This window comes from Sphingobacterium tabacisoli, from assembly GCF_017908035.1.
In the GTDB taxonomy this organism is placed as follows: Bacteria; Bacteroidota; Bacteroidia; order Sphingobacteriales; family Sphingobacteriaceae; genus Sphingobacterium; species Sphingobacterium tabacisoli.
The window spans coordinates 228,560-253,522 of sequence record NZ_JAEQMU010000004.1; the positions used below are offsets into that span (position 1 = coordinate 228,560).

At 39.4% G+C, this 24,963-nt stretch carries 19 protein-coding genes and 1 pseudogene; 11 read left to right on the forward strand and 9 right to left on the reverse strand.

The genetic code is table 11. The annotated features are described in order from the left end of the window. Window positions 1-4: 4 nt before the first annotated feature. From JKG64_RS15315 to porD, 6 genes are all read right to left on the reverse strand, one after another. Window positions 5-1,606, reverse strand: coding sequence for a SusD/RagB family nutrient-binding outer membrane lipoprotein (locus tag JKG64_RS15315; RefSeq protein ID WP_210355198.1), 1,602 nt, complete (start codon window positions 1,604-1,606; stop codon window positions 5-7). 37 nt (window positions 1,607-1,643) lie between these two features. Next, the gene (locus JKG64_RS15320; RefSeq protein ID WP_210355199.1) at window positions 1,644-5,051 is read right to left on the reverse strand and encodes a SusC/RagA family TonB-linked outer membrane protein; all 3,408 of its coding nucleotides are present in this window, start codon (window positions 5,049-5,051) and stop codon (window positions 1,644-1,646) included. Between the two features lie 191 nt (window positions 5,052-5,242). Beyond that, window positions 5,243-6,403 carry a FecR family protein gene (locus tag JKG64_RS15325; protein WP_210355200.1) on the reverse strand — a complete coding sequence of 387 codons (1,161 nt, stop codon included), beginning with the start codon at window positions 6,401-6,403 and terminating at the stop codon, window positions 5,243-5,245. A 75-nt stretch (window positions 6,404-6,478) separates the two neighbouring features. After that, on the reverse strand, window positions 6,479-7,063 hold the full coding sequence (locus JKG64_RS15330) for an RNA polymerase sigma-70 factor (RefSeq protein WP_210355201.1): 585 nt from the start codon (window positions 7,061-7,063) through the stop codon (window positions 6,479-6,481). A gap of 184 nt (window positions 7,064-7,247) precedes the next feature. Beyond that, on the reverse strand, window positions 7,248-8,909 hold the full coding sequence (gene recN / locus JKG64_RS15335; RefSeq protein ID WP_210355202.1) for a DNA repair protein RecN: 1,662 nt from the start codon (window positions 8,907-8,909) through the stop codon (window positions 7,248-7,250). 16 nt (window positions 8,910-8,925) lie between these two features. Beyond that, entirely contained in the window at window positions 8,926-9,819 is an 894-nt protein-coding gene (gene porD, locus JKG64_RS15340; protein WP_210355203.1) for a type IX secretion system protein PorD, read from the reverse strand. Between the two features lie 91 nt (window positions 9,820-9,910). On the opposite strand from porD, the gene JKG64_RS15345 reads away from it, so the two are divergent. The 3 genes from JKG64_RS15345 (at window position 9,911) to JKG64_RS15355 (ending at window position 12,797) form a co-directional block, all read left to right on the forward strand. After that, window positions 9,911-10,540 (forward strand): SprT family zinc-dependent metalloprotease, encoded by a 630-nt coding sequence (locus JKG64_RS15345; protein WP_246512624.1) that lies wholly within the window; start codon window positions 9,911-9,913, stop codon window positions 10,538-10,540. Between the two features lie 106 nt (window positions 10,541-10,646). Next, window positions 10,647-12,308, forward strand: coding sequence for a M28 family metallopeptidase (locus JKG64_RS15350; RefSeq protein WP_210355204.1), 1,662 nt, complete (start codon window positions 10,647-10,649; stop codon window positions 12,306-12,308). Between the two features lie 75 nt (window positions 12,309-12,383). Then, entirely contained in the window at window positions 12,384-12,797 is a 414-nt protein-coding gene (locus JKG64_RS15355; RefSeq protein ID WP_210355205.1) for a hypothetical protein, read from the forward strand. A 48-nt stretch (window positions 12,798-12,845) separates the two neighbouring features. On the opposite strand, the gene JKG64_RS15360 is transcribed toward JKG64_RS15355, so the two are convergent. Continuing rightward, on the reverse strand, window positions 12,846-14,453 hold the full coding sequence (locus tag JKG64_RS15360; protein WP_210355206.1) for a DUF4139 domain-containing protein: 1,608 nt from the start codon (window positions 14,451-14,453) through the stop codon (window positions 12,846-12,848). 161 nt (window positions 14,454-14,614) lie between these two features. On the opposite strand from JKG64_RS15360, the gene JKG64_RS15365 reads away from it, so the two are divergent. The 5 genes and pseudogenes from JKG64_RS15365 (at window position 14,615) to JKG64_RS15385 (ending at window position 18,399) form a co-directional block, all read left to right on the forward strand. Beyond that, a complete protein-coding gene (locus JKG64_RS15365; RefSeq protein ID WP_210355207.1) occupies window positions 14,615-15,463 on the forward strand; it encodes a transketolase in 849 nt (282 codons plus the stop codon). Between the two features lie 94 nt (window positions 15,464-15,557). Continuing rightward, window positions 15,558-16,511, forward strand: coding sequence for a transketolase family protein (locus JKG64_RS15370; RefSeq protein ID WP_133585279.1), 954 nt, complete (start codon window positions 15,558-15,560; stop codon window positions 16,509-16,511). 5 nt (window positions 16,512-16,516) lie between these two features. Next, window positions 16,517-17,061: pseudogene (locus JKG64_RS15375) on the forward strand (RNA polymerase sigma factor). 34 nt (window positions 17,062-17,095) lie between these two features. Then, the gene (locus tag JKG64_RS15380; protein WP_210355208.1) at window positions 17,096-17,962 is read left to right on the forward strand and encodes a hypothetical protein; all 867 of its coding nucleotides are present in this window, start codon (window positions 17,096-17,098) and stop codon (window positions 17,960-17,962) included. Beyond that, window positions 17,962-18,399: a hypothetical protein gene (locus JKG64_RS15385; RefSeq protein WP_246512625.1), complete on the forward strand. Its 438-nt coding sequence runs from the start codon at window positions 17,962-17,964 to the stop codon at window positions 18,397-18,399. The genes JKG64_RS15380 and JKG64_RS15385 overlap by 1 nt, the downstream gene beginning before the upstream one ends. Before the next feature lie 6 nt (window positions 18,400-18,405). On the opposite strand, the gene JKG64_RS15390 is transcribed toward JKG64_RS15385, so the two are convergent. After that, window positions 18,406-19,110, reverse strand: coding sequence for a DUF4397 domain-containing protein (locus JKG64_RS15390; protein ID WP_210355209.1), 705 nt, complete (start codon window positions 19,108-19,110; stop codon window positions 18,406-18,408). Window positions 19,111-19,252: 142 nt separating this feature from the next. On the opposite strand from JKG64_RS15390, the gene JKG64_RS15395 reads away from it, so the two are divergent. The 3 genes from JKG64_RS15395 to JKG64_RS15405 all read left to right on the forward strand — a co-directional run bounded on the left by JKG64_RS15395 (window position 19,253) and on the right by JKG64_RS15405 (window position 23,797). Then, a complete protein-coding gene (locus JKG64_RS15395) occupies window positions 19,253-21,961 on the forward strand; it encodes an FtsK/SpoIIIE family DNA translocase (RefSeq protein ID WP_210355210.1) in 2,709 nt (902 codons plus the stop codon). 78 nt (window positions 21,962-22,039) lie between these two features. Continuing rightward, a complete protein-coding gene (locus tag JKG64_RS15400) occupies window positions 22,040-22,693 on the forward strand; it encodes a LolA family protein (RefSeq protein WP_210355211.1) in 654 nt (217 codons plus the stop codon). 66 nt (window positions 22,694-22,759) lie between these two features. Continuing rightward, window positions 22,760-23,797 carry a LacI family DNA-binding transcriptional regulator gene (locus JKG64_RS15405; RefSeq protein ID WP_210355212.1) on the forward strand — a complete coding sequence of 346 codons (1,038 nt, stop codon included), beginning with the start codon at window positions 22,760-22,762 and terminating at the stop codon, window positions 23,795-23,797. On the opposite strand, the gene uxuA is transcribed toward JKG64_RS15405, so the two are convergent. Then, window positions 23,790-24,953 (reverse strand): mannonate dehydratase, encoded by a 1,164-nt coding sequence (uxuA, locus tag JKG64_RS15410; RefSeq protein WP_210355213.1) that lies wholly within the window; start codon window positions 24,951-24,953, stop codon window positions 23,790-23,792. The genes JKG64_RS15405 and uxuA overlap by 8 nt on opposite strands. Window positions 24,954-24,963: the final 10 nt, after the last annotated feature.

Consider the following 24,963-nt stretch of genomic DNA (forward strand, 5'->3'; position numbering starts at 1 on the left):
TGGCCTATTTATCCCACCAAACAGGTGATAACCAATCATCTGTCCCCCCCATACGATCAAGTGCTATTTGCAACTGCTCCTTATTTTGCAATACCTGATTCATTGGATAGATAAATCTCTTCGGAATAACACCATTAGTTGAAGTGGTATAATTTGCTGGAGGCTTTGACGGTACTACCACCGATGGATATCCTGTTCGTCTATAATTCGAATAAGCCTCCGGACCATTCAAAAAGAAGTTTACCCACATCTGTCCGTGAATAGCGTCCATCGCTCCTTCAAAACTAGTGGGGAATGGCTTATAAGCATTTTTCAATTCATCCACATTCGCCGCAGCAATACTTGGTGCATTGGGATACAGAGACATCATGGCACAACTTGCTTCTATTCCTCTATTAAAGAAATCAACTGGATTAGCTAATCCCCCCCAACCCCGTAGGGCAGCCTCCGCCTTTAGAAACTCAACTTCAGCATAAGTCAAGTGAAACGAAGGTGCATTCAGTGCCGAAACATAAACACTGGGTTGAACGTAAGCATGGGCATTTGTAACGGGATGTCTCACCCCATTAGCATCGGGATCTGTTGTACCTGTATTCCAATCAGTCCAACTCATTGCACCTGGTCGAACGCCGATAGGACGAAATATCTTGGTGATGTCGATGACTGAACTTGAAACACCGATCACCCCATCATTTAAATAAGTACCTCCATAAATGGTCAATCGTGGATCCTTACTATTTTTCATATAATCTACCAAGGTAGTTACTAATTTGAATCCAATAGAGTTATCACCACCTTTAAAAACCTGCGAAGCACCATTTCCTCGTAATTCACCTTCTGCATAGTTTATGGACATATGCTTAGTCATGGCGATATCATCATTGCTAGTCATCACGCCTCCCTTCAATGCGGCTTCAACTTGCTTTTTCGATTCAGCTGGATTTACATTGCTCACCCGCATACCTAAGCGCAATCGAAGTGAATTGGTAAATCGCTTCCATTTCGCAACATCCCCGTCATAGAAAACATCTCCTTTTACCTTCGCTTTTGACAAATCAAATAATGCATTGGCTTCATCTAATTCTTTGAAAAAATCCATGTAGATATCTTCCTGCTTATCATACTTTGCCATCAATTTCCCTTCCGTATACCCTTTGATCGCTTCTGAATAAGGAATGTCTCCATACAAATCGGTCATCTTAGCATAGATAAAGACACGCATAGCTTTAGCCGCGGCGTGCATGTTAACTTGCTCTGGATCTGATTTAGTCTTGTCGACCACATCTTGTATATTTTTTAAATCACGGGGATATACGGTATTCCATAAAGTCTCCCAATAGATCCGTTCAAAAATATTATATTGCCCCCCCGCTTGAATTCCCCAAGCTCCTCCTAAATGTTGAATCATGGGTGAGGTAAGCAATAAGTTGGTACGCCAAGCCTCATCCCGATCTCCTGCCAATCCGGCTTGAACTTTGGTAAATTGGTATCCAGGTTCTAACGTACTAAAACCTGCAGGATTATCGTTAAGAGAGGTGAGATCTTTTGTACAACTGCCTAAGCCTAATGCCAAAGCTATCATCGAAAAACATGTTACTCTTTTCATTCTATTTCTTTTTATTAATGCTATCATGACAGCGATCTTAAAAACTAGCCTTCAAATTAAAACCTATACTTCTACGTCCTGGCAACGAGCCATATTCTAAGCCTTGCCCATTTCCGTTATTGTAATTCGACTCCGGATCAATATTGGGTACATGCTTAGAAATTATCCATAGATTTCGTCCAATAACCCCCAATGACAGATTCTGTAGTGGAAAATTCTTGATCAAACCTTTTGGAAGGGTATAACTAAAACCAACGTCACGTAGTTTTACATAGCCCCCATCATATATAAATGGAGCAGCCGTGTTATCAACGATAGTACGCCAATAGATATATGGGTCTACCCCGATATTATTAACTTCACCTTTTTCGTTGACACCTTCACCGATAAAACCTCTATTATTTCGATTTATGTCATCAGGATCACCTCCTGCTATTTGTAAAGCTCTACGTTCCTGATTGTATTCATTCCAACTATCACGTCCTTCTTGGGTATTCAAATGGGTACCATTTTCATGCATGGTCCGATTCGTAACGGAGTACATGCTTCCACCTTTTCTAATATCAATCACGGCACGCAATTCAAACCCCTTATATTGAAAGGAATTCGTAATACCACCTGTCCAATCAGGAAGCGTAGATGCTAATGTCTCTGGATCAGTGGTAAAGACAGGCATACCTTGGTTATCGTGCACTCTTCTGCCTTGTTCATCTAACACAAAAGTGCGTCCTATAATTGATCCAAAAGGCTTTCCTTTTTCAGCAATAATTGTCGCTCCTGCCCAACGTGCTTCTGCAACAGTATAGGCATCCAATCCATTCGTTATATCGAGCACGGTATTATAGTTCTTTGCAAAGTTTAAACTCAAATTCCATTTAAAACTATTTTCTAAACTCAATACGGTTGATTTCAATAAAATTTCAACACCGGTATTTTTTAATTTTGCTGCATTTAAAGACGCAAAACGGAAACCAGTAGTTTCATTAACCGGGATATCTAGCAGAACATCTTTTGTAATCTCATTGTAGTACGTGAAGTCTAAACCAATTCTATTTTGAAAGAAACTTAAGTCAGCACCTACTTCAAAAGAATTTTTGCGTTGTGGCTTTAAGTTCGCATTTGGAATAATATCACCTAAAATTTCCCCCATTGGCAATCCATTCATGGATTGCCCCGTCAGGCTATACATAAAACTTGTTTTGTAGGGATCGGTATCACTTCCAACTTGCCCGTAGGAGGTTCTCAATTTGGCATAATTGACAGCCGACGAACTGAAATCGAATGCATCTGAAAGCACAACCGATAGATCCGCTGCCGGATAGAAGTAACTGTTGTTTCCTTTTGGAAGCGTAGAAGACCAATCGTTTCGACCTTGTAAGTTTAAAAACACATATTGATTATAGCCAAACATTACATTTCCGAACAAAGACTGAATTTCCTTTCTCGGATTAGAAGGAACAATCTGTACTTCTTTAAAATTAGTAATCAAAGCTTTACCTGGTGCATTAATCTCGGCCCCATTTGTTAAGGTTTGCTCTCTATTAAATTTCATGATATTTCCACCAATCATGGCATCCATTTTAAACCTGGATGAGATATCCTTACTGAAATTTAATAAAGCTTGAAAATTGTCCTCTCTAACATTAAGTTGATTCATACGTAATGAACCTCCTGCTCTATTGGGTGTATATAAGTCGTAGAAATTAAAAAAATCAAACTTGTAGAAATCAGTTCCTGCCGATGCATTCGCCGACCAGTTCTCATTGAACTTGTACGTTAAGTTTGCTGATCCTCCTGTGCGTACCTTTTTACTATCATTCAATGTTTTATTCAGTGTCCAATATGGATTTGCTCGGTAAGGATTACCGGTGTAGTCGATGTATGATCCATCTTCATTTTGATAATTTTGCAACCATGATTGATCAAAATTGGCAGCTATATTGAGTAAAGCATTTCCAATATTGTTGATATCATCTGTCAATGCAGGTCTATTTTTAACGTTCTCAAACATCAAAGAACCTTTAACATCTAAGGTAAGTTGATCAAATATTTTACTACTTCCTTTGAACGAAATATTATTACGGTCAAATTTTCCAGTCGGAACAATATCTTTATTCGTCACATTCGAGTAGGATGCATATAAATTATGATCTTTATTCCCCCCTGTAAGCGATATCGTATTCATCGCAGTAACACCTGTTTGAAAAAAATCTTGAATGTTATTCTTTATATATTTATACGGTCGTACTGACCCATCTTTTTGAAAGATAGTTTCAGCATCTGTAAAACGTGGTCCCCAGCTCGAGGCTATATTATTTGAAGTGGTCGCATCTCGTGGCAGCAAACCATTGGAGCCCTGTCCGTAAATCTTTTGCTCTTCATCGAATTTTGTAGAAATGGTTTCCGTCGTTAAGGTACTGTTGAAATCTATACCCAAGCCCTTTTTGTGTGCACCATTTTTCGTCGTTATTAAAATCACACCATTTAATGCCCGAGAGCCATACAATACTGCGGCAGAAGCTCCCTTTAGTACAGAAATATTTTCAATATCGTTCGGATTAATATCGCCTAAGCCATCCCCCAAATCAAAACCACCATCTTTATCGGCCGAACCGATGTTGCCATTCACAGCAGGAATACCATCAATGACATAGAGTGGTTGATTACTTCCCTGTAGCTCACGAATGCCTCGAATCACCACACGGCTCGAACTCGACGGACCGTTTGTCGTCGTTGAAACACTGACACCGGCCACTTTACCTGCTAAAGAAGCAATAGCATTGGTCTCTCCAAAACCGGTAATATCTTTTCCGTCAATATCTGAAACAGCATAGCCCAACTCCTTCTTTTGGCGCTTGATTCCGAGCGCTGTTACGACTACATCATCCAGTATTTCTGGCTTTTCGGTCAATGTGACTTGTAGTTGTGATTGCTTATTTACCGTAACTTCTTTGCTGTTGTATCCTAAAAAACTAAAAATCAAAACCGCATCTTGCGTAGGTATCTGAAGTGAAAATAAACCACCTGCTGCTGTTACTGTGCCCACGTTCGTTCCTTTTACCCGGACTCCTACACCTGACATCGGCGTCCCTTTTTCATCGCGAACGATCCCCGTAACAGCATGCTGAGACTTCTTTTCAATATCGTTTATTTCACGCAGCTTGACAATCACCGTATTATCCCACAAGGTATATGTGACGGGTTGATTTTTAAAACACATATCTAAAGCTTTCTCTAAATCGACCGCTCTTAAATCCACATTTACGGGTACCGAACTTTTCAACATATTAGCACTATACACAAAGTCATACTCACTTTGCGAACTTATTTTTTGCAGTACTTCTTCTAGTGTCTTATTCTGGGCATGCAAGGTGATTTTCTGCGCATAGGTATGCGCGCTTACATGCATAAAGGTACCTAGCAATAAGATTAGTATAAATTTCATAATGCACAGCATCTTAAGGAAGAAATAGTTCTTCCCCGTTAAATAAAATTTCATATTTTTGATTGTTTAGGGTTTAATCTTGTTAGTAAAATATTCCACATGTTTTATTCAATGATCCTAAGCTAGAATGCTTGAGCGTCGGAAGCGCTCTTGCATTTTTAAGATATCATCAAATACTCTATAGATCCGATCTATGGCATGACAATAATCCTCCTTCCTTCAATTTTAAAATGTATCCCCCCCGTTAATTCTAATTTTTTCAAAACTTCATTAATCGAACTTTTTCGAAGAATTCTACCTGTAAATATTTTATTGTCTAAGTCCCCTGTATAGGTAATTTCTACGTCGTACCACCGCGCTAATTGTCGCATAATAGTGGTGATCGATTCATTACGAAACATAAAATAACCATCCTTCCATGCAATATCTGTCTGTAGATCGATTCGTTTTGAAGATAGGTCCTCTTTAGACTTATCAAATAATCCGAGTTCGCCCGGTTTAATTTTCAATGTATGATTAATTGTATTTAATTGCACCGACCCTTCCACTAATGCTGTACGAATTTGTTTGTCTTCTGGATAGGCTCTCAGATTAAAGTGCGTTCCCAATACGCGAACAAGTATTTTATCTGCATGAACTATAAATGGTTTGCTTTTATTCTCAGCGACTTCAAAATAAGCCTCGCCAACTAAACTTACTTCACGCGTGTTGCCGACAAAGTGGTTCGGAAAAGTCAAAATACTACCTGCATTTAGCCATACTGTAGTACCATCGTCCAATATGATTCGATATTGCCCCCCTCTAGGTGTACTCAGTTGATTTTCGACGATTCTTTGACTAGAACTGGTTGTCCTTGCTTGATTACTTTTCATGGTCAACACACCGTCACTTTCTACCCTAAAATTTTGATCTTGATTATTCTGCAGGACTTTCTTTCCTGCCTCATCAAGAGGAATCACCAAACCATCTGCCAAGGTTAATATCGCCTTATCTGTTCCAGGCTGGATTTGTAAGATACTATCTTTATGGACTTGCTTAGCTGATTCGGTTAGCAAATTGCCCCTTTCTATATAAAAAAGTGATATAGAAAAGCCTATGAGTAAAATTGCCGCAGCCCAATACCAAGGATGAATTTTTTGAATGATACTTTTTTTTCGCGGAGGAAAATCTAGTGTAGCATTTAATTTGGTTAAAATAAGTTGCAAGGACTCGTCTACCTTGTCTTCATCCGCCATGAATATCTCCGAATGATCAAAGGAACGATACCAAACAAGTAGACGCTCACGCTCATCATAAGTAGCAGTACCATCAATATATTTTTCTATTAAATCAGGTAATTCAGATTCGTTCATTATTAAAATTGGCATTAATATATGAACATGTACCACAAAGGACTAGGTAACCCTTGCTCTATAAATGAACTTTTTTTAAAAATCTTTTAATAGCATTTCGATAAGAACTAAAGAAAGGCCTAATCCCTCTAATCCCTTTCGTACTTTTTTCAATGCCTTTGTTAAATGACCTTCAACCGTCTTTTCAGCAATACCCAATTCTTCCGCGATCTCCGCATTTGTCATCCCTTCCCGACGACTACATACAAAAACAAGTTTACACTTCTCAGGTAACTGTTCAACAATTCCATTGATATACTCTTCTAAAAACTTTGCATCAATTTTTTCTTCTGCTAATTCGATAATTTTTGGCTGATAATGCTGTCTTGCCATTTCTTCCTGGCGTTTCTTACGATGTAATGTTTTAAAAACGGAAAACTTAACAGCAGTCGCTAGATAAGGTCCTAAAGTATCTATCTGTACCTGATCTCTACGCTCCCACAAAACACTGAAAACCTGTTGCACAATTTCTTCGGCCAATTCCATATCCTTAGCATAATTATAACCTATAGCCAATAATTGCCGAGAAAAACGGAGATAGATAGCAGTAAAAGCTTCTTGACTTCCATTTTTTAAAGAACGAGCTAATTCATAATCTGAGTAGGTGTGGTAACTATTCATTTCATATGTAAATAATTTGTCTTTTAATGGTCATCCGCCAGCTGGCGGATCCAAAACTATATTAATCCGCATTTGTGTAGCCTCTACTACACGGATATTTCATAATCATATATGAGTTAAAAAAATGTGCCTATTACCTAACATGTAACGCCTTCTTTCATGTTGGCGAAAGTAAACAAGCTGCTTATGCGTTCAATAATTCTCGCGCATGCTGAATCGCTGCCTCTCCAGGATTCGTCCCGCTCAGCATTTGTGCGATTTCCATAACACGCTCATCATTATTCAACAATTGTATATTAGACTGGGTCTTATCCCCGCGATCTTCTTTATAAACTTTAAAGTGTGCTTTTCCTTTTGAAGCGATTTGCGGTAAATGCGAGATGGCTAATACCTGCATATGATCTGCCAACCTATCCATTACCTCTCCTACGCGCAATGCTACCTCACCAGATATACCTGTATCTATCTCGTCAAATATAATCGTCGGTAGGGCGGATGATTTCGCAACCAAAGATTTAATCGCCAACATAACCCGCGACAGCTCTCCTCCAGACGCTACCTTATGAATAGCTTGCATAGCCTGTCCTTTATTTGCGGAAAAAAGAAATTGTATAACATCTAGTCCCTTTACACTCATCCGATCACCATCTAACAATTGTAAATCAATCTTCAATTGCGCATTAGGCATCCCTACCGCACTCAGTGTTTGCTGTACCTCCATCTCCACCCTCGGAATAATAGATTTCCGCCTTTCATGGATATCGCGCCCTAACTGTAGTACCTTTTGCATTTGCTCTTTCTGCTTATGGGCAAGTTCTTCTACAAGCTGATCTTGGTTTAAAACCATCTGAAGCTTAGTCTCTAATTGTTGGCGGATCTGGACCAGTTCATTCTCCGAATCTACACGGTGCTTTTTCTGTAGAACATAAATCTCGCTTAAGCGATTATTCACTTCGTCAAGACGTTGTTCATCCAAATTAACCGCATTCTCCTGTGTCACCAACTCCTCGGCAATATCCTTGAGTTCAATCAAGGCACTCTGCATTCGCTCTGTCAGCCCCTCAACACCACTAAGGTAGCGAGTCACATGTTGCACCTGCCCTACACTTTCCTTCAAAAGTGAAATCACATTAGCCTCACCCTCTGACAAAGAATAGCTTGCGGCATTTAGCCCTCGTTTTATTTCTTCAGCATGTTCCAACTGCTGCTGCTCATCTTCCAATCCCTTGACCTCATCAAGCTGTACATTCACACGCTCCAATTCGTCAAATAAAAACTGATTATAATCGGCCTCCGCATTCGCACTGTCCAGCTCTTCCCGTACCGTCTTGAGCTGTCTGTCCAAATTCCGTAACTCCTTCAACTCTTCTTTAAACGAGACCAACCGCTCTTCATTTTCAGCCAGGCTATCCAGAACAAATAATTGAAAATCTTCCGTATTGATCTGCAAAGTGGCATGCTGAGAGTGGATATCAATCAATTTCTCCCCTAGTCCCTTCAATGTAGCCAGTGTTACGGGCGAATCATTAACAAATGCGCGTGACTTGCCATCTAATAGGATTTCCCTGCGAATAATGGTTTCGGCTTCGTAGTCTAAGTCTTCTTCTTCAAAGAAGGGTTCTAAGCCATAGGCGGAAATATTAAAATATCCTTCTATAACACATTTTCGCTCTTCACTAAAAAAAGGACGCCCTTCTACTCTACTCCCTAAAATCAACCCCAAGGCTCCCATCAATATAGATTTACCAGCTCCTGTCTCGCCTGTTATGATATTCAGTCCTTTGTCGAAAGAAATATCTAAACTATCGATCAGCGCATAGTTTTTTATCAGTAATCGTACTAGCATAAAATTCAATCAGATTTTAGTTCTTCAACTTTTCATATTTTGACACATTGGTCGGGTCCAGGTCGGCCAATAGATTGAAGACCTTAACACTCTCATTGCCTGGCATCTTCGAAAACAAACCGACAAACTCATTCGACTTTGCTGTAAACAATGCATTAGTCAGCACATTTCCCGTATTAGAACGATCTACATCCTTCAATTTCACAAGAAGTTCAGCCATCTTCTTTTTCGCTTCTATCTCCTTTTCTGCCATCAGATCCAACCCTTCTCTATGATAGGTGTAAGAAAACTCTCGATAAGGAAAATACTTTCTGTCCAATAAATTATTCACCAGCCAGTATCTATTATCTGTTGCATCCATAGCCCGCCACCCTTCGGTCTGCGTAGACTGCGAATAGTTCACGATATTCCGAGCCCGCCCAAACACACTAGTCCCGCCCATACTTTTGAAGGTATCCATATCCATTCCTATAATAATCTGCGCATAAAACGCCAATAAAGAAGATAACGTTCCCATATTTTGGTTTTCGTTAAACTCCAGTTGCTCCCCCTCAGTATAGGTGAAATTAAAATATTTGTCTTTAAAACTCAGAACGGGAGAATTGTAATTCGTCCCGTATACAGGCCGTGCTGAATTGACTTGCACAGTAGCTTTATACTGACTAACTCCGTCAAAGGAAGAAATCACAATGTTGAAGCTGCAATCTATACGTTCCTCCGGTTTGACTTTATGATCCGTCCAGGATCGATTGTTTAAATAATCAGAAACGACCTTTTTCAAAAAATCTATAGTGCGTGAGTTTGCATTTTGAACCTGAGGCGCTGAGATTTCAACTCGCGCCAACAACTCCTGTCCCCACGATAAGCAATAAAAATGAACAAAAAATAAGGTGAAAAGAATCCGAACCATATGTATTTAAATATCTAAATCAAACTTAGATAAAATGCTTTATATTCACGAATTTGAAATTGAAATAATCTGAATCTGAAAAGAAAACGATATGTTTGCAATCATGTCAGACTTTAGCAAACAACTGAGTAAATATATGCCTGAGGCTGCAGCTCCCATTATCTCCCAATGGATCAATGATACTTCATGCCGCTTTAAAGTAACCCGAAGCCGCAAGACTAAATTAGGAGATTATAGAGCCCCTTTTAGAGGTAGCCCTCATCAGATTACGGTAAACCACGACCTCAACCCTTACTCTTTCTTAATCACGAGTATCCATGAATTTGCTCACCTAAAGACTTATCAGGATTATAAAAGCACGGTCAAACCACATGGTAAAGAGTGGAAACAGAACTTTGCTACGCTCATACTGCCTTTTATTAAACTGTCTATATTCCCCACGGATCTACTCATCGCGATTTCGTCTTATATGAGCAACCCCTCGGCCTCATCATGTACAGATCTAAATCTATACCGTGCGTTAAAAAAACATGACACTCAAAACACCAACGGCGCGACGGTGGTGGAAGAACTTCCTCTCCATGCGATTTTCACCTTAAAAAATGGGCGGAAATTCAAAAAAATGGAAAAGGTCCGAAAGCGTTACAAATGCATTGAAATAGATACCGACAAAATATACCTGTTTCATCCTATTGCCGAAGTCTTCCTCTCTGAAGATTAAGTTCCTATTGTAAGAGCCTCTTATCAATAGCTCAAATTATGGGAAAAATATTGTAATTTTAGAGTTTGCAATCCACAATACTATACTTTAAACAGCATATTCACATATGAACAAACAGCTATTCATCACCTTATCTACATTCTTTATATGCATTGGATGTACGCAAACCAACAGCACTTCATACGATGCATCGGGCATTGATAGCACTGCTATTGCCGCTATAGACATGGACAGTTATGCTAATAATGTAGCTAATCTAGCCTCTGATAAATTTGAAGGAAGAATGCCATTTACCAAAGGAGACAGTCTTACGGTCGATTACATCAAAAATCAATTTATTGCGCTAGGATTACAGCCCGGAAATGGCGACTCTTTTTTCCAAGAGGTACCTATGGTCGAGATATCGTCCAAACCTGTAACCTCAACACTTACATTTAAAGGCAAAAACGGCTCTCTATCCGCTCAATATCTGGATGATTATGTCATCGGTACGAGGCGATTGGAAGAACATACTGATATTGCATCTACGGATTTGGTATTTGCGGGTTTTGGAATTGTAGCGCCTGAATACAATTGGAATGACTACGCCGACCTTGATGTAAAAGGCAAGACCGTAGTTGTCTTAGCTTCTGATCCCGGACACTATGACAAACAGCTATTCAAAGCCGATACAATGACCTATTATGGACGATGGACCTATAAATTTGAAGAAGCTGGTCGACAAGGTGCCACAGGTGTACTAATCATCCATGATACCAAAGCTGCGAGTTACGGTTGGGATGTGGTCCGCTCGGGATGGAGTGGCCCTCAAATGGACCTCGATGACAAAAATACAGCAGATCCAAAACCACAATATGAAGGATGGATATCGGCAAAAACTGCACAGCAGTTATTTAAACTCTCTGGAATAAGCACCGATGCAATCGAATCTGCTAAAAAACCGGGATTTAAAGCGATCCCTCTAGCTATTTCAACGGCAGTACAGTTGAAGAATACGTTAAAATATGCCAAATCTAACAACGTCATTGCGAAACTAGAGGGAACCAAAAGAGCCGACGAAACCATTATCTATACGGCCCACTGGGATCACCTAGGAATAGGGGAAGCAGTAAACGGCGATTCTATTTATAATGGAGCAATAGACAATGCAGCGGGAGTCTCTGCATTATTTGAAATAGCGAGAGCTTTTCAAGCTGCTAAGGTAAAACCGGAGCGGACTATTATCTTTATGGCTGTGACTGCCGAAGAGCAAGGTTTATTGGGATCGGCACATTATAGCAACAATCCAATCTATCCCATCAACAAAACTGTCGCTAACCTAAATATGGACGCATTCAGTCCCTTAGGAGAAACAAAAGATGTCTCTATTGTCGGATTTGGACAAACGGAAATCGACGACTATGTCATACAATCCGCTAATAAGTTCGGGCGGACAGTACACGGTGAGAAAAATCCAACATCAGGTGGCTTCTATAGATCAGACCATTTCAATTTTGTAAAAAAAGGTATCCCTGGTCTCTTTATGGGGAGCGGTACTGAATTGGTATCTACTGATACGGTACAAATCAATAAACGAAGAACAGCCCTATCGGACCGATACCATGCGCCATCTGATGAATTAGATGATAATTGGGATTTTGAAGGAATACGAGCAGACATTAAGTTGTTTTTTGATATTGGGTACACCTTAAGTATGGAAAAAACGTTCCCACAGTTCAAAATTATGTCAGAATTTCGTGAATTAGGAGAGAAACGATTAACAAAGTAGTACTTTTGACGGAATCATTATTAAAGAAGAGAAAAACAAAAGAGAGAAATTAAATTATAAATCATGTTAACAGGAATGAAACACCTACACTCTACATTAGCTATCATCTTATTGATTGCTTTAGTTATTTCGATTGTAATCACAGCATCAAATTATTTCAAAGCAAAACCTTACAACCGTAAAGTAGCATTAATCGGCTTTATCAGTGCACACCTTCAGTTGTTGATTGGTCTAATTTACTTCTTCACACTTAAATACCACACGATGTTCTCTGCAGGCATAATGAAAAGTCCTGAATTACGCTTTAAAGTAATTGAGCATCCATTGACGATGCTTATCGCTATTGTATTGATCACAATTGGGTATTCAAAAGCAAAAAAAGCAAAAGAAAGCTATGCAGCAAACAGAACTGTCTTTATTATGTATACAATCGGATTGATACTAATACTATCTAGAGTTCCTTGGTCTACATGGTCTATATTCAACTAATAAAAAAGGCATCGAAATAATCGATGCCTTTTTTATTAGACGAGAAGCTTAGTTAAAATCTAAGGTCTTATCCTTTGGCGATTTCACCAAGTAGCTTATTCTATACGTTTGTGTTTCATTTGGCTTCACACGGAGCATCCAAGTCACAATTCCTGTTTCTGTGTTAACCTGCCCAGACTTGGCTTCTAAAAGTTCCACCTCAATAGATTTGTCCGTAGAAATAGGAAATTGATCCTTCAATAGGATATCCACTTCACTCGCTTTGTTGTTCCTCACTTTAATCTCATAGGTAAACACCTGTCTTTTCCAGCTACCTGAAATCTGTGTACTCTTTTGATCCATTATCCGTTCTCTTTTTATAGATATCCCCTTATCCCGACCAAGACTAAGATTCAATGTATCCACAGTTACGTTCGGGTTGATGTAGGACTTACCCACAAACATATTTTCGAAAGAAACATTCGCCTCACCTGGTATAAGGTTTAATTTCTGAAAATCGGTAATCTCAGCCATCAAGAAAGCATCCTTATCCAATTTAGGCACGGCATAATACTTATAAATAGCCGGCTGTGAAAACTCTTTCAGTGCTACGCTATGAGGTTGTCCGTTTGACAAGATAGTATAAGGAACCTCAATATCGAAAGTCGTACTCAACTGATTTTCGACCATATTAATGGCTGGAGTGGCAAGCTCTTCAACGTACTTAGCATCTGCTACTACCTCTGCCCGTATAGACTTTGCACTCATAGATTGTATCTTATTCTGCGCTCTATTTTGTACACTTAAATTTGAAAAAATCGCATCATCTAGGTTACGGATTACAGCATAAGAAGGTGATAGGACTGGCGCGGTTCCTCCTACGGCAGGATTACCGGTTGACAGAATCAACTTCGCGTTCCGCCAATCCACTCCTGAGCTTTGCGAGACGCCAGCCTTATAATACATTTTCAATGGAGCCGATACAGAAGCAGCCTTCAAGTCGTAATAAGCTTGCCAGCTGGCGGCAGAAGTCATATAACGTACTTCCATTGAAACATTCCCACTGCGGGTGGAAGTAATTTGCAACTTAAGCTGACCTCCATTTCCGGTGTACAGACGTAATCCCTCCCGGACTTTAGCTATCCGTTTATCCAACTGTTCGATTTCTTTGCTCAGGGAGGATATATCCTTATTAAGATTTACCGATTTAAGCTGATAATAGTCCACCAGCTTCGATAGGTCTGCGATATCAATCTTACCATCTCCACCGCCCAACAAATTCTGGTTTGTCAAAATCTGTAAAGCTCCTCGCGCTGCATCTAGTTTATTTCCTAACAATTCTCTGTCGGCCGTAAACAAATCCAATGAATCCTTGAGCTTTTGATGGGCAGGATTCGTGACCTGTACATCTTCAGCCCGTGTCTTGGCTATGGATAGTATAGAAAGATAGTCGGGCCCACTAATCTGGATATTCCGTTCATCCAAATCGCTGGCCACATTATTGATCACCAAATCACTACTACCTACTGGTAGGTTTACCTGAATGCGATTCTGCACCTGAGCCCCATTGGCATAGACCGTTACTTCTTTTACTTCTGCGGTTGCACTGAGCTTGTTTTGTGCAATACCAGGCAATACCATGCCGAAAAATGAAACACAAAAAACAATTTTTTTCATACGATATTCTGTTTTAATAACCATTTTGAATCTACGATTTGACTAGGGATGCACAATCCATACCAATTCCATAATCGACAACAATTAAAAATGCAAATAATACCCCTAAATATTCAAAATTCACTACCTTTACGAATAAACATTATGAAATTCAATTAAAGATGAGTGTAGATATTAACAATCTCGAGCAAATCGCTTCTCAGGTAAGACGTGACATCGTACGTATGGTACATGCCTGTCAATCTGGTCACCCAGGAGGGTCTTTAGGATGTGCAGACTACTTTGTAGCGCTGTATTTTCACGCCATGAAACATGATACTTCTTTCCAAATGGATGGAAAAAACGAAGACTTATTTTTCTTGTCCAATGGACATATCTCCCCTGTGTTTTATAGCACCCTAGCTAGAGTTGGTTATTTTCCGGTGAGTGAACTAGCTACTTTCCGCAAACTCAATACTCGTCTGCAAGGCCACCCTACTACCCATGAGCATCTTCCGGGAATACGCGTTGCCTCAGGATCTCTTGGACAAGGACTATCCGTAGCAATAGGTGCTGCACAAGCTAAAAAATTAAACAACGACAATAGCTTAGTCTACGTCTTGATGGGAGACGGAGAGCTACAGGAAGGCCAAGTCTGGGAAGCAGCAATGTATGCCCCTCATAATAAAGTAGACAATATAATCGCTACAGTCGATTATAATGGAGCTCAGATCGATGGACCGACCAATCAAGTGTTATCACTTGGAAACCTGAGAGCAAAATGGGAAGCTTTTGGATGGGACGTATTAGATGTGACCAAAGGAAATGATATGACTGCAGTGATAGCAGGCTTAGACGAAGCAAAATCCCGTACTGGAAAAGGAAGACCTGTTGTTATACTATTGCATACAGAAATGGGTTTTGGCGTAGATTATATGATGGGAACACATAAATGGCATGGTGCAGCACCTAACGACGAACAGTTAGCGTCTGCTCTAAACCAAATCCCAAGAACTTTAGGGGATTATTAATTTTAATAGACTTTTAGAAATCAGATAGTAGAAATAAGAGTATAATCAGCGCTGATTAAGATTCTCTTATCTCCTATCTCACATCTATAATATAATGAAAAAATATACTTTTACAGAATCTAAAGATACACGCTCGGGTTTTGGAGCGGGCCTGTTAGAAGCAGGCAAAATAAACAGCAATGTCGTAGCACTTTGCGCCGATTTGATCGGTTCACTAAAGATGGAAGCTTTTATTAAAGAGTTTCCAGAGCGTTTTTTCCAAATCGGAATTGCTGAAGCTAATATGATCGGCATTGCCGCGGGACTTACGATCGGCGGAAAAATTCCGTTTACCGGAACGTTTGCTAACTTTTCTACAGGACGTGTATACGACCAAATTCGTCAATCAGTAGCTTACTCTGGGAAAAATGTTAAAATCTGTGCTTCGCATGCTGGACTTACACTAGGTGAAGATGGCGCTACGCACCAGATTTTGGAAGACATCGGTTTGATGAAAATGTTGCCAGGTATGACAGTAATCAATACCTGTGACTACAATCAGACCAAAGCAGCGACTATCGCACTAGTGAACCATGAAGGCCCAGTCTATTTACGATTTGGCCGTCCGGTAGTACCAAACTTTACCCCTGCTGACCAGACCTTTGAAATAGGAAAAGCAATCTTACTTAACGAAGGGACAGATGTTACCATTATTGCAACAGGTCATCTAGTTTGGGAGGCCATACAAGCTGGTGAAGAACTTGAAAAATTAGGCATCAACGCAGAGATTATCAATATCCACACCATAAAACCACTAGACGAGGAGGCGATTTTAAAATCTGTAGCCAAAACTAGGTGTGTCGTAACCGCAGAAGAGCACAACCGCCTAGGCGGACTTGGAGATAGTGTCGCACAGGTACTTGCTCAAAAACTACCTACACCTCAAGAATATGTTGCTGTAAACGATAGTTTTGGAGAATCCGGTACACCGGCGCAACTAATGGAAAAATATGGCCTAAATGCCAACAGCATTGTTGCTGCAGCACGTAAAGCTATCAGTAGAAAGTAATTCAAATGGAAGACGCGCAAATCATTGCTATGTTTGCTGATGAACGTACACGTGAAGATGCGTTCAGTCATTTGTTAAAAAAATACCAACAGAAAATATATTGGCACGTCAGACGCATGGTCATCAACCATGACGATGCGGATGACGTGACCCAAGATGTTTTTATCAAGATATGCGTAATCTAGAGAAATTTAGAGAGGATTCTCAGCTGTATACCTGGTTATACCGTATTGCTACAAATGAATGTATTACTTTCTTGAACAAGAAAAAACAAAAACAAAATGTCTCTCTTGACGATGATAATTCCTCTTATCTTTCTGAGACTTTAGCGGATACAACCTACTTCAATGGAGACAAAGCACAGATGAAGCTACAACAGGCTCTATTGACGCTTCCCGAAAAACAACGCTTGGTATTTAACATGAAGTATTTCGAAGACCTCAAATATGATGAGATCTCTGAAATACTGGGAACAAGTGTGGGAGCGCTAAAAGCTTCATACCATCTAGCGGTTAAGAAAGTTGAAAACTTTTTTAACAATAACGATTAAACCTTTAGTCCGAGAAAGCATCTATACATAGACCATGAATCAAAGAGACACATATAACGAGCCAATGGAAGAGAATAACCTTCCGGATGCACTACGTGTCACACCTTTTTCTACAAATGAGGATTTCTTTGCTAAACAGGAAGAACTGATACGAGCAGAAATTAAAATCGGTATTCAGCGTTCTTCACTGGAATCAAGTGGGTATACGGTGCCTGAGGGATATTTTGGACAACTAAAAGAATCCATTTTTCTAAAAGAATCTGAACAGAAACTCAAAGAACAAGTGGCTACTTTATCTTATCAAGTACCGGAAAATTACTTTGAAAGCCTAGAAGATTCAATACGCATTAAAATTTCAGAGATCAATCTTAAAGAATCTGTTGTACAGAGTGGCTTCACCGTTCCGACAGACTATTTTGCAACTTTGGAAAATCGTATTACTGCACAGCGATCAGAAGAATTCCTGAGGTCAAAAGTCACAACAGATGGTTATTTGACTCCGGCAGATTATTTTCAATCACTAACTGGCAAGATTACAAGTAAAATATCTGCGGATGGCGAAGATGAAGGAGTAAAGATAATTGCTATTAACAGAGAAAGAAGCTTGTCTAGCTATATTTCTGCTGCAGCTGTGCTATTTCTTATTGGCTTCGGTTCTTATTTTGCGTTGAAGCAAACTCCATCATCCGATGCGACTCCCAATTTGCAAACTAGCACATCGAAAATCAATGTGAGCGATGTAAGTGATGAAGAAATTTTAGAATATCTCGCCCAGGTTTCAGAAGGAGAAGAGCTCATACATCTCACAAAATTTGTAGAACAAGAGAAAACGAGCCAAGATCATATTGATAATTCAATAGACGACGAGGATATAAAGGAATATTTAAACTACATGTTATAATGTTACGGTTAAAGTATATTTTAATTGCGTTTTTTGCACTACTGTCTTTCCATTCGATTTCATTTGCACAACAAAGAAACTTTGAAGCAATTGAAAGTGAGAAGATTGCCTATATTACTAAAGAATTAAAGATTACCCCAAATGAAGCGCAAAAGTTCTTCCCTATATATAATAAGTATATGGATGAGCTAAGAGATTTGAAAAAAGCAAAAAGAGGAGAATCTCCACAACAAGCCAATTCTTTTATGGGTGGCAAACGTGATGTCATTGCTTTCGACGCCAAAGAAGTCGAAACAAAGAAAAAATACAGAGAAGAATTTTCCAAAGTTCTTGGACAGGCACGAGCTTCACAATTCTTTCAGGTTGTTGAAGATTTCAACGATTTACTGAGAAATACTTTACAAGAACGACAAAATCAAGAGCGGAGAAGAAGATAAAAGGTGTTAAAATTTTATAGATTTTAGGGAGACCTCTTCATCTTTACTTTCCGCATTCAGTAATCCGACTACCATCAACGTATAGAAGACCTTATTTTCCGGGACGAAAGTCTGTGAAATCTCTGGAGTCTTATTCCGATCTCCAGAAGGTACTATTTTCAAACTCAAACTTTCATTTGCCTTTACTTCGATAAACTCGGTAATATCTTTAAAAGGAATATTCCCAAATAAAGGTTGAGTCTGCTCCTTATCCCACATACTGAGGGCTGGTGCATCTTTAACCATATGTACAAATCTTATCTTCGCATATCCATCCCTAGGAACTACGATATTATCCTTTGAAAGTTTGACTTGAATACCTCCCTCCTCATAAAGGAATAGACTGTATATATTTTCTGCCTGCAACGTTATATCCTTTAACGCGTGTACCGGCTCTCCCTTTGTCGTCAGCCCTTCAATACCTAGCTTCTTCTGTCCCGGAAAACTATTCCGATGTCGCATAAACTCACCGAAAGAAAATTTCTCATTTGTAGTGTTAAAACGCACGCCATCTAAAAAAAGATTGACCTCTGAAGTACTAGGAACCGCATTAAAGGCGGATAAGCTAGAAAGGCTCCCTGGATTATTAAATATCTGATTTGTATCATCCTTTACACAGCTACCTAAAAACAGTGTCATCAAAAAAAGCGCAACATTATATCTATACCTCATGGCTAACGAACAAAATACTAATTTAATCATTAAAACGAACAGTATACAACAATCGCTACAGATACCTTATAAATCCAACGGCAACACTGCATTTCTATGTTTTTTTTTAATAAGTTTGTATAAGGTAAAGTATAACATTTTCATGGCATACAAAGGCAATACATTTAAAAACAGCAGTCAGAGTAGAAGTACTAAAGAGGCAAAGAATACTGCGACAACATCGACTAAAAAGACTCCCTCATTCGTAAAATCTTTCGACAACATTGATTTTTCCGAGGGCCAAAGAAAAGCATTAAAAATAATAGGTCTTTTCCTAATATTAAGCTCTTTTTTACTGGCGGTTGCTTTTACATCTTACCTTTTTACATGGAAAGAGGATCAAAGCTATATTGCGGCGACCAACGGAGGATGGAAAACACTATTTGATACCAGTGCAGAACTTCAAACCGAAGGATTGGAAATTCCAATTGTCGAAAATAAATTAGGAAAGTTAGGTGCCCTGCTTGCCAATATGTTTATTTTCGAGTGGTTCGGAATCGCTTCGTTTCTTTTTATCCTGATTTTATTTGTAGTTGGTTATAAACTGCTCTATAAAAAATCAATACTTCCGGTATGGAAAACCGTTCTTTATTCCTTTATCGGAATCATATTTCTCTCCGTCACGCTTGGATTTATACAAGAATATATAACGGAGACACCACATATCTTAGAGGGGAAGTTTGGCTTCTGGACCAATCAGTTACTAAACACACAAATCGGAAAATATGGTGTAGGAGGCCTTTTAATATTCTCGTATCTCACGGCATTGATACTGATATATAATCTTGATCTTAAATTATCATTTCAATCGATCAATAAATCCGATAATGTAGGCCTTGAAGAAGAGGAGGATGAAGAACCGATCCAAATAAACAGAGTCTCTACGCCAAAGAATCAACCTGTCCCAAGCTCAGAAAAAGAGGAAGAAATTAATATTGATGGTGCGGTAATAGAAGTTTCAAACACTTTGCGGGGTAGAAATACGCCCAACCTATCTGCCAATCTTTCTCCAAGTCTAAATGACAGGTACGCGCATCTACGAGAAGACAATCAAGAAGAAGAGATTGAAGACCCAATGCTAGATGATATAGAGATTATCAACAGTGTCAACTTTGAGGCAAAAGCTCAAACAGAAGCGATTGCATCTTCGGATAATACAACAATAGAATTGTCCATAGATCCGCCTCTTGATATTGAACCTCGCCAGGAAGAGAGCCAAGAGCCAACTTTAGTTATTGAGGAACAAAAAGAAGAAAAGTCTATATCAGCAAGTGATCTGGTCGCTCAGTTTGGAGAATACGACCCTAAACTGGATTTATCAAGTTATCAGCATCCTACACTAGAGCTACTAAAGGACTATGGTACTGGCAAAATCACAATCAACCAGCATGAGCTTGAAGCCAACAAAAACCGGATTGTTGAAACATTAAGAAATTACAGTATAGAGATAGAACATATCAAAGCAACGGTAGGCCCTACAGTGACTTTGTACGAAATCATTCCCAAACCTGGAGTACGGATTTCAAAGATTAAAAATCTGGAAGACGATATCGCTTTGAGTTTAGCGGCGCTAGGTATACGGATTATTGCTCCTATGCCCGGCAAGGGAACGATCGGAATTGAAGTACCAAACAGTACTCCCGAAATGGTCTCTATGCGTTCGGTTATCTCAACCGAAAAATTTCAAAAGACAGATATGGATTTGCCTATTGCACTGGGAAAAACCATATCCAATGAAGTCTATATTGCTGATCTGGCAAAAATGCCTCACCTCTTGGTGGCCGGAGCCACAGGTCAAGGTAAGTCGGTGGGGATAAATGCGATATTAACCTCTCTGCTTTACAAAAAACATCCGGCTGAACTAAAATTTGTCCTGGTCGATCCAAAAAAAGTGGAGCTATCCTTGTTTAAAAAAGTAGAAAGACACTTTCTAGCCAAACTACCAGGAGAAGAAGATGCTATTATCACGGATACAAAAAAGGTAATCAATACCTTGAACTCGCTTTGTATCGAAATGGACCAGCGTTACGACTTACTAAAAAATGGTCAAGTACGTAACTTAAAAGAATATAACGCAAAATTTGTCAATAGGAGATTAAACCCTGAGGAGGGACATCGATTCTTACCTTTTATAGTTCTTATTGTAGATGAGTTTGCAGATTTAATGATGACTGCCGGTAAAGAAGTTGAAACGCCTATTGCACGATTAGCACAATTGGCCCGGGCTGTTGGGATACACTTGGTCATTGCGACACAGCGTCCATCCGTCAATATTATTACGGGTACAATCAAGGCCAATTTCCCGGCAAGGCTAGCGTTTAGAGTACTATCGAAGGTAGACTCTCGGACAATTTTGGATTCGGGAGGAGCGGACCAGCTTATCGGTCGTGGGGATATGCTCTTGGCTACAGGAAGTGACCTTATACGGATACAATGTGCGTTTGTGGACACTCCAGAAGTAGAAAGCATTTCTGATTTTATCGGAGGACAGCGTGGCTACCCGTCGGCATTCATGCTACCTGAATATGTAGATGAATCGGGTGAAGGGTCTGGATCGATGGATTTCGACATGTCTGAGAGAGATCAGCTCTTTGAAGAAGCAGCCCGTCTTATCGTAATGCATCAACAGGGTTCAACCTCACTGATACAGCGCAAACTAAAATTAGGGTATAACAGAGCAGGGAGAATCATCGATCAACTGGAGGCAGCTGGTATCGTAGGGCCATTTGAAGGTAGTAAGGCCCGCGAAGTATTATATCCAGATGAATACTCATTAGAACAGTATTTAGAAACTTTGAGAAAAGCTGATTAAAATGAAATACTCATGTCTATCGAAGCACAAAAGCCCATGAGTATTCCATGTGACAGATAAAAGGCAACTTATACACATATGAAAAAACACATTCTTACATTGATTTGTACTGCAATTGCAGCTCTCTCCATAGCACAAACCGATCCAGCAGCGACAAAAATGCTAAATGAAGTTTCTAAGAAATATGATTCTTATAAAACAATTCGTTCGGAATTTGATCTGACTGTGCAAGATGCGAACAAAACGGCTTATAGCAACACAGGAGTTATGTATTTCAACAAGCCTAAAAAACAATATGCCATCAAAATGGAAGATCAAGAGATATTGTCTAATGGAAAGACAGTATGGAATATCGCCCACGATATCAAGGAAGTTCAGATAACTGATGCGGAGCACGATGATAGCACGATAGGCCCCAACAACCTTTTTTCCTTCTACAAAAAAGGATATAAGTACATATCGATGCCAGTAGAGAAGTTGAGCAAAAACGGTAAAACGGAGTCCCTGCGTGTAGTAGAATTATCTCCCCTGGATACGAAAACAAACTATTTTAAGATAAAACTACGTATCAACGAAAATAACCATATACACGACGTTACGATTTTTGACAAGTCCAGTAACCGGTTTACCTATACGATTAAATCGCTATATCTAGGTCAGAAGTTCGATGAAAGTATTTTTACTTTTGCAAAAGACAAATTCAAAAACTACGAAATAGTCGACTTAAGATAAATATAAAGAAAGGGGCTTATTTAAGCCCTTTTCTTTGTATATTAGAGCCAGGAGGAATCTACTAACATGGCCAAAATTACCTTAAAAGAAATCGCAGAAAGATTAAATTTATCTCCATCTACTATTTCAAAAGCATTGAATGACAGTTATGAAATCAGTGAAAAAACCAAGAAGAAAGTAAAAGAATTTGCACAAGAACATAACTATCAACCCAACCCCTTAGCCAAGTATCTAAAATTAGGAAAGACGAACAATATCGGTGTACTGTTACCGAGTATCCGTACTCCTTTCGCTGCTCAACTATTACAATACTTACATCAAAGCGCAATATACAACAGTTACAACATTATCCTTATGCAAAGTATAGATAATGAAAAGGATGAAGAAAGGGCGCTAATAACACTAACCAATCAAGGTGTAGACGGTATCTTGATAGCTCCGGTAAGTGAGACATCAAATCTGCAATTGCTATCTAGTATCCATGCCAATCACTGTCCAGTAGTTGTATTTGACCGTATACATTACAACTTAGATACGCACAAAATAGGTATAGACAACATGAAAAGCACCTACATGGCAGCAGAAGAACTCATAAAAATAAATAGAAAGAATATCATGGTGCTATGTGGTAAAAATCTTGGAGTAACACAATACCGCTTAGAGGGATACCAAAAGGCACTCAAAGATTATAGTATCCCCATTAAAGAAGAAAATATCATCCATATAGATTACAGTAAATCTTTAACAACAATAGATGAGAGTTTGAAAGAAATTATTACAGGGCGTATGTGTTCCGACGATGCTCCAAATGCTATTTTGGGTACAACGGAGACGTTAACTACACGTGTACTTGGAGTTCTTGCAGATCTAAAAATACAGGTGCCTAAAGAAATTGCGGTTATTGGTTTTTCAAATATAGAGTTTGCAAATAGTCTTAACCCAGCACTATCTACTGTTCACCAGCCTACAGAAGAAATGGCTAGTACCGCATTACAGTTACTTTTGGATCTTATAAACTCAAAAAAAGAGCGGAGCCAGATAGATTTTCAAACTATTCTTTTAGAAACCTCTATCCAGCTCCGAAAATCTACGGCACTTACATAAGGGCTATCAGGCCCTGCTCTACTCCTCTTAATTCGGCCAAACCACGCAATCTGCCTATGGCAGAATATCCGGGATTCGTGACTTTATGCAGATCATCTAGCATCTGATGCCCATGGTCAGGTCGGAAAGGAATAGGACGCGTCCTATTTTGATTTTCTTCAACAAATATTCGGAGAAGGCCAGGCATATCCACATCGCCATCGAGATGGTCTGCTTCATAGAAATTACCTATATGATCCTTCTTAACATTTCTAAAGTGCGCAAAATGAACCCTGTGCTTGACAGCACGAGCTATATCCAAGACATCATTAGCCGCTCCAGCTCCTAAGGATCCAGAACAAAAGCAAATTCCATTAAAAGGACTGTCTACCCCGTTTATTACTTTAAGGTAGTCCTCTTTATTGCTAGCTATCCGGGGCAAACCTAAAATCGGATAAGGTGGATCGTCTGGATGCAATGCCATCTGTATTCCATTGGCCTCACAAACCTCCTGAATTTCTCCTAAAAACCACAAGAGATTGCTTAAAAGTCCATCAAGTCCTATGTTTGAATATATGTCTAAACTATTTTGAAGATCTGTTAACGAGATATCTTTTTCGCTAGGAATCCCCATTAGTATCACATGAGTTAGGGCGGCCAAATCCTCTTCGGAACGCTGTTCAAAGCCCTTCTTAGCAGCAGTTACGATTTCCTCTGAATAATCCTTATCAGCTCCTTTTCTTTTCAATATATAAATATCAAATAGAGCAAGGTCGACCCAATCAAAATAGAGTGCCTTTGCACCATTTTCCATTTCCTTATCGAGCATCGTCCGCGTCCAATCTAATACAGGCATAAAATTGTAGGTAACGATATATATCCCACAGGAAGCAAGGTTTTCAAGTGTTTGTTTATAGTTCTCAATATATCGCTTTGCTTCGCTACCTCTAGTCTTTATGACTTCATGTACTGGTACGCTCTCAACAACGGACCAGGAAAGTCCACTTTCCTCTATAATACGTTTCCGTTCAAGAATATCTGCTACTGTCCATACTTCTCCATGAGGTACATGGTGTAAAGCCGTCACGACACCTGCAGCGCCAGCTTGTCTAATATCTTGTAAAGACACTGGATCATCGGGTCCGTACCATCTCCAAGTTTGTTCAAATTTCTTCATTTTTTTCCTT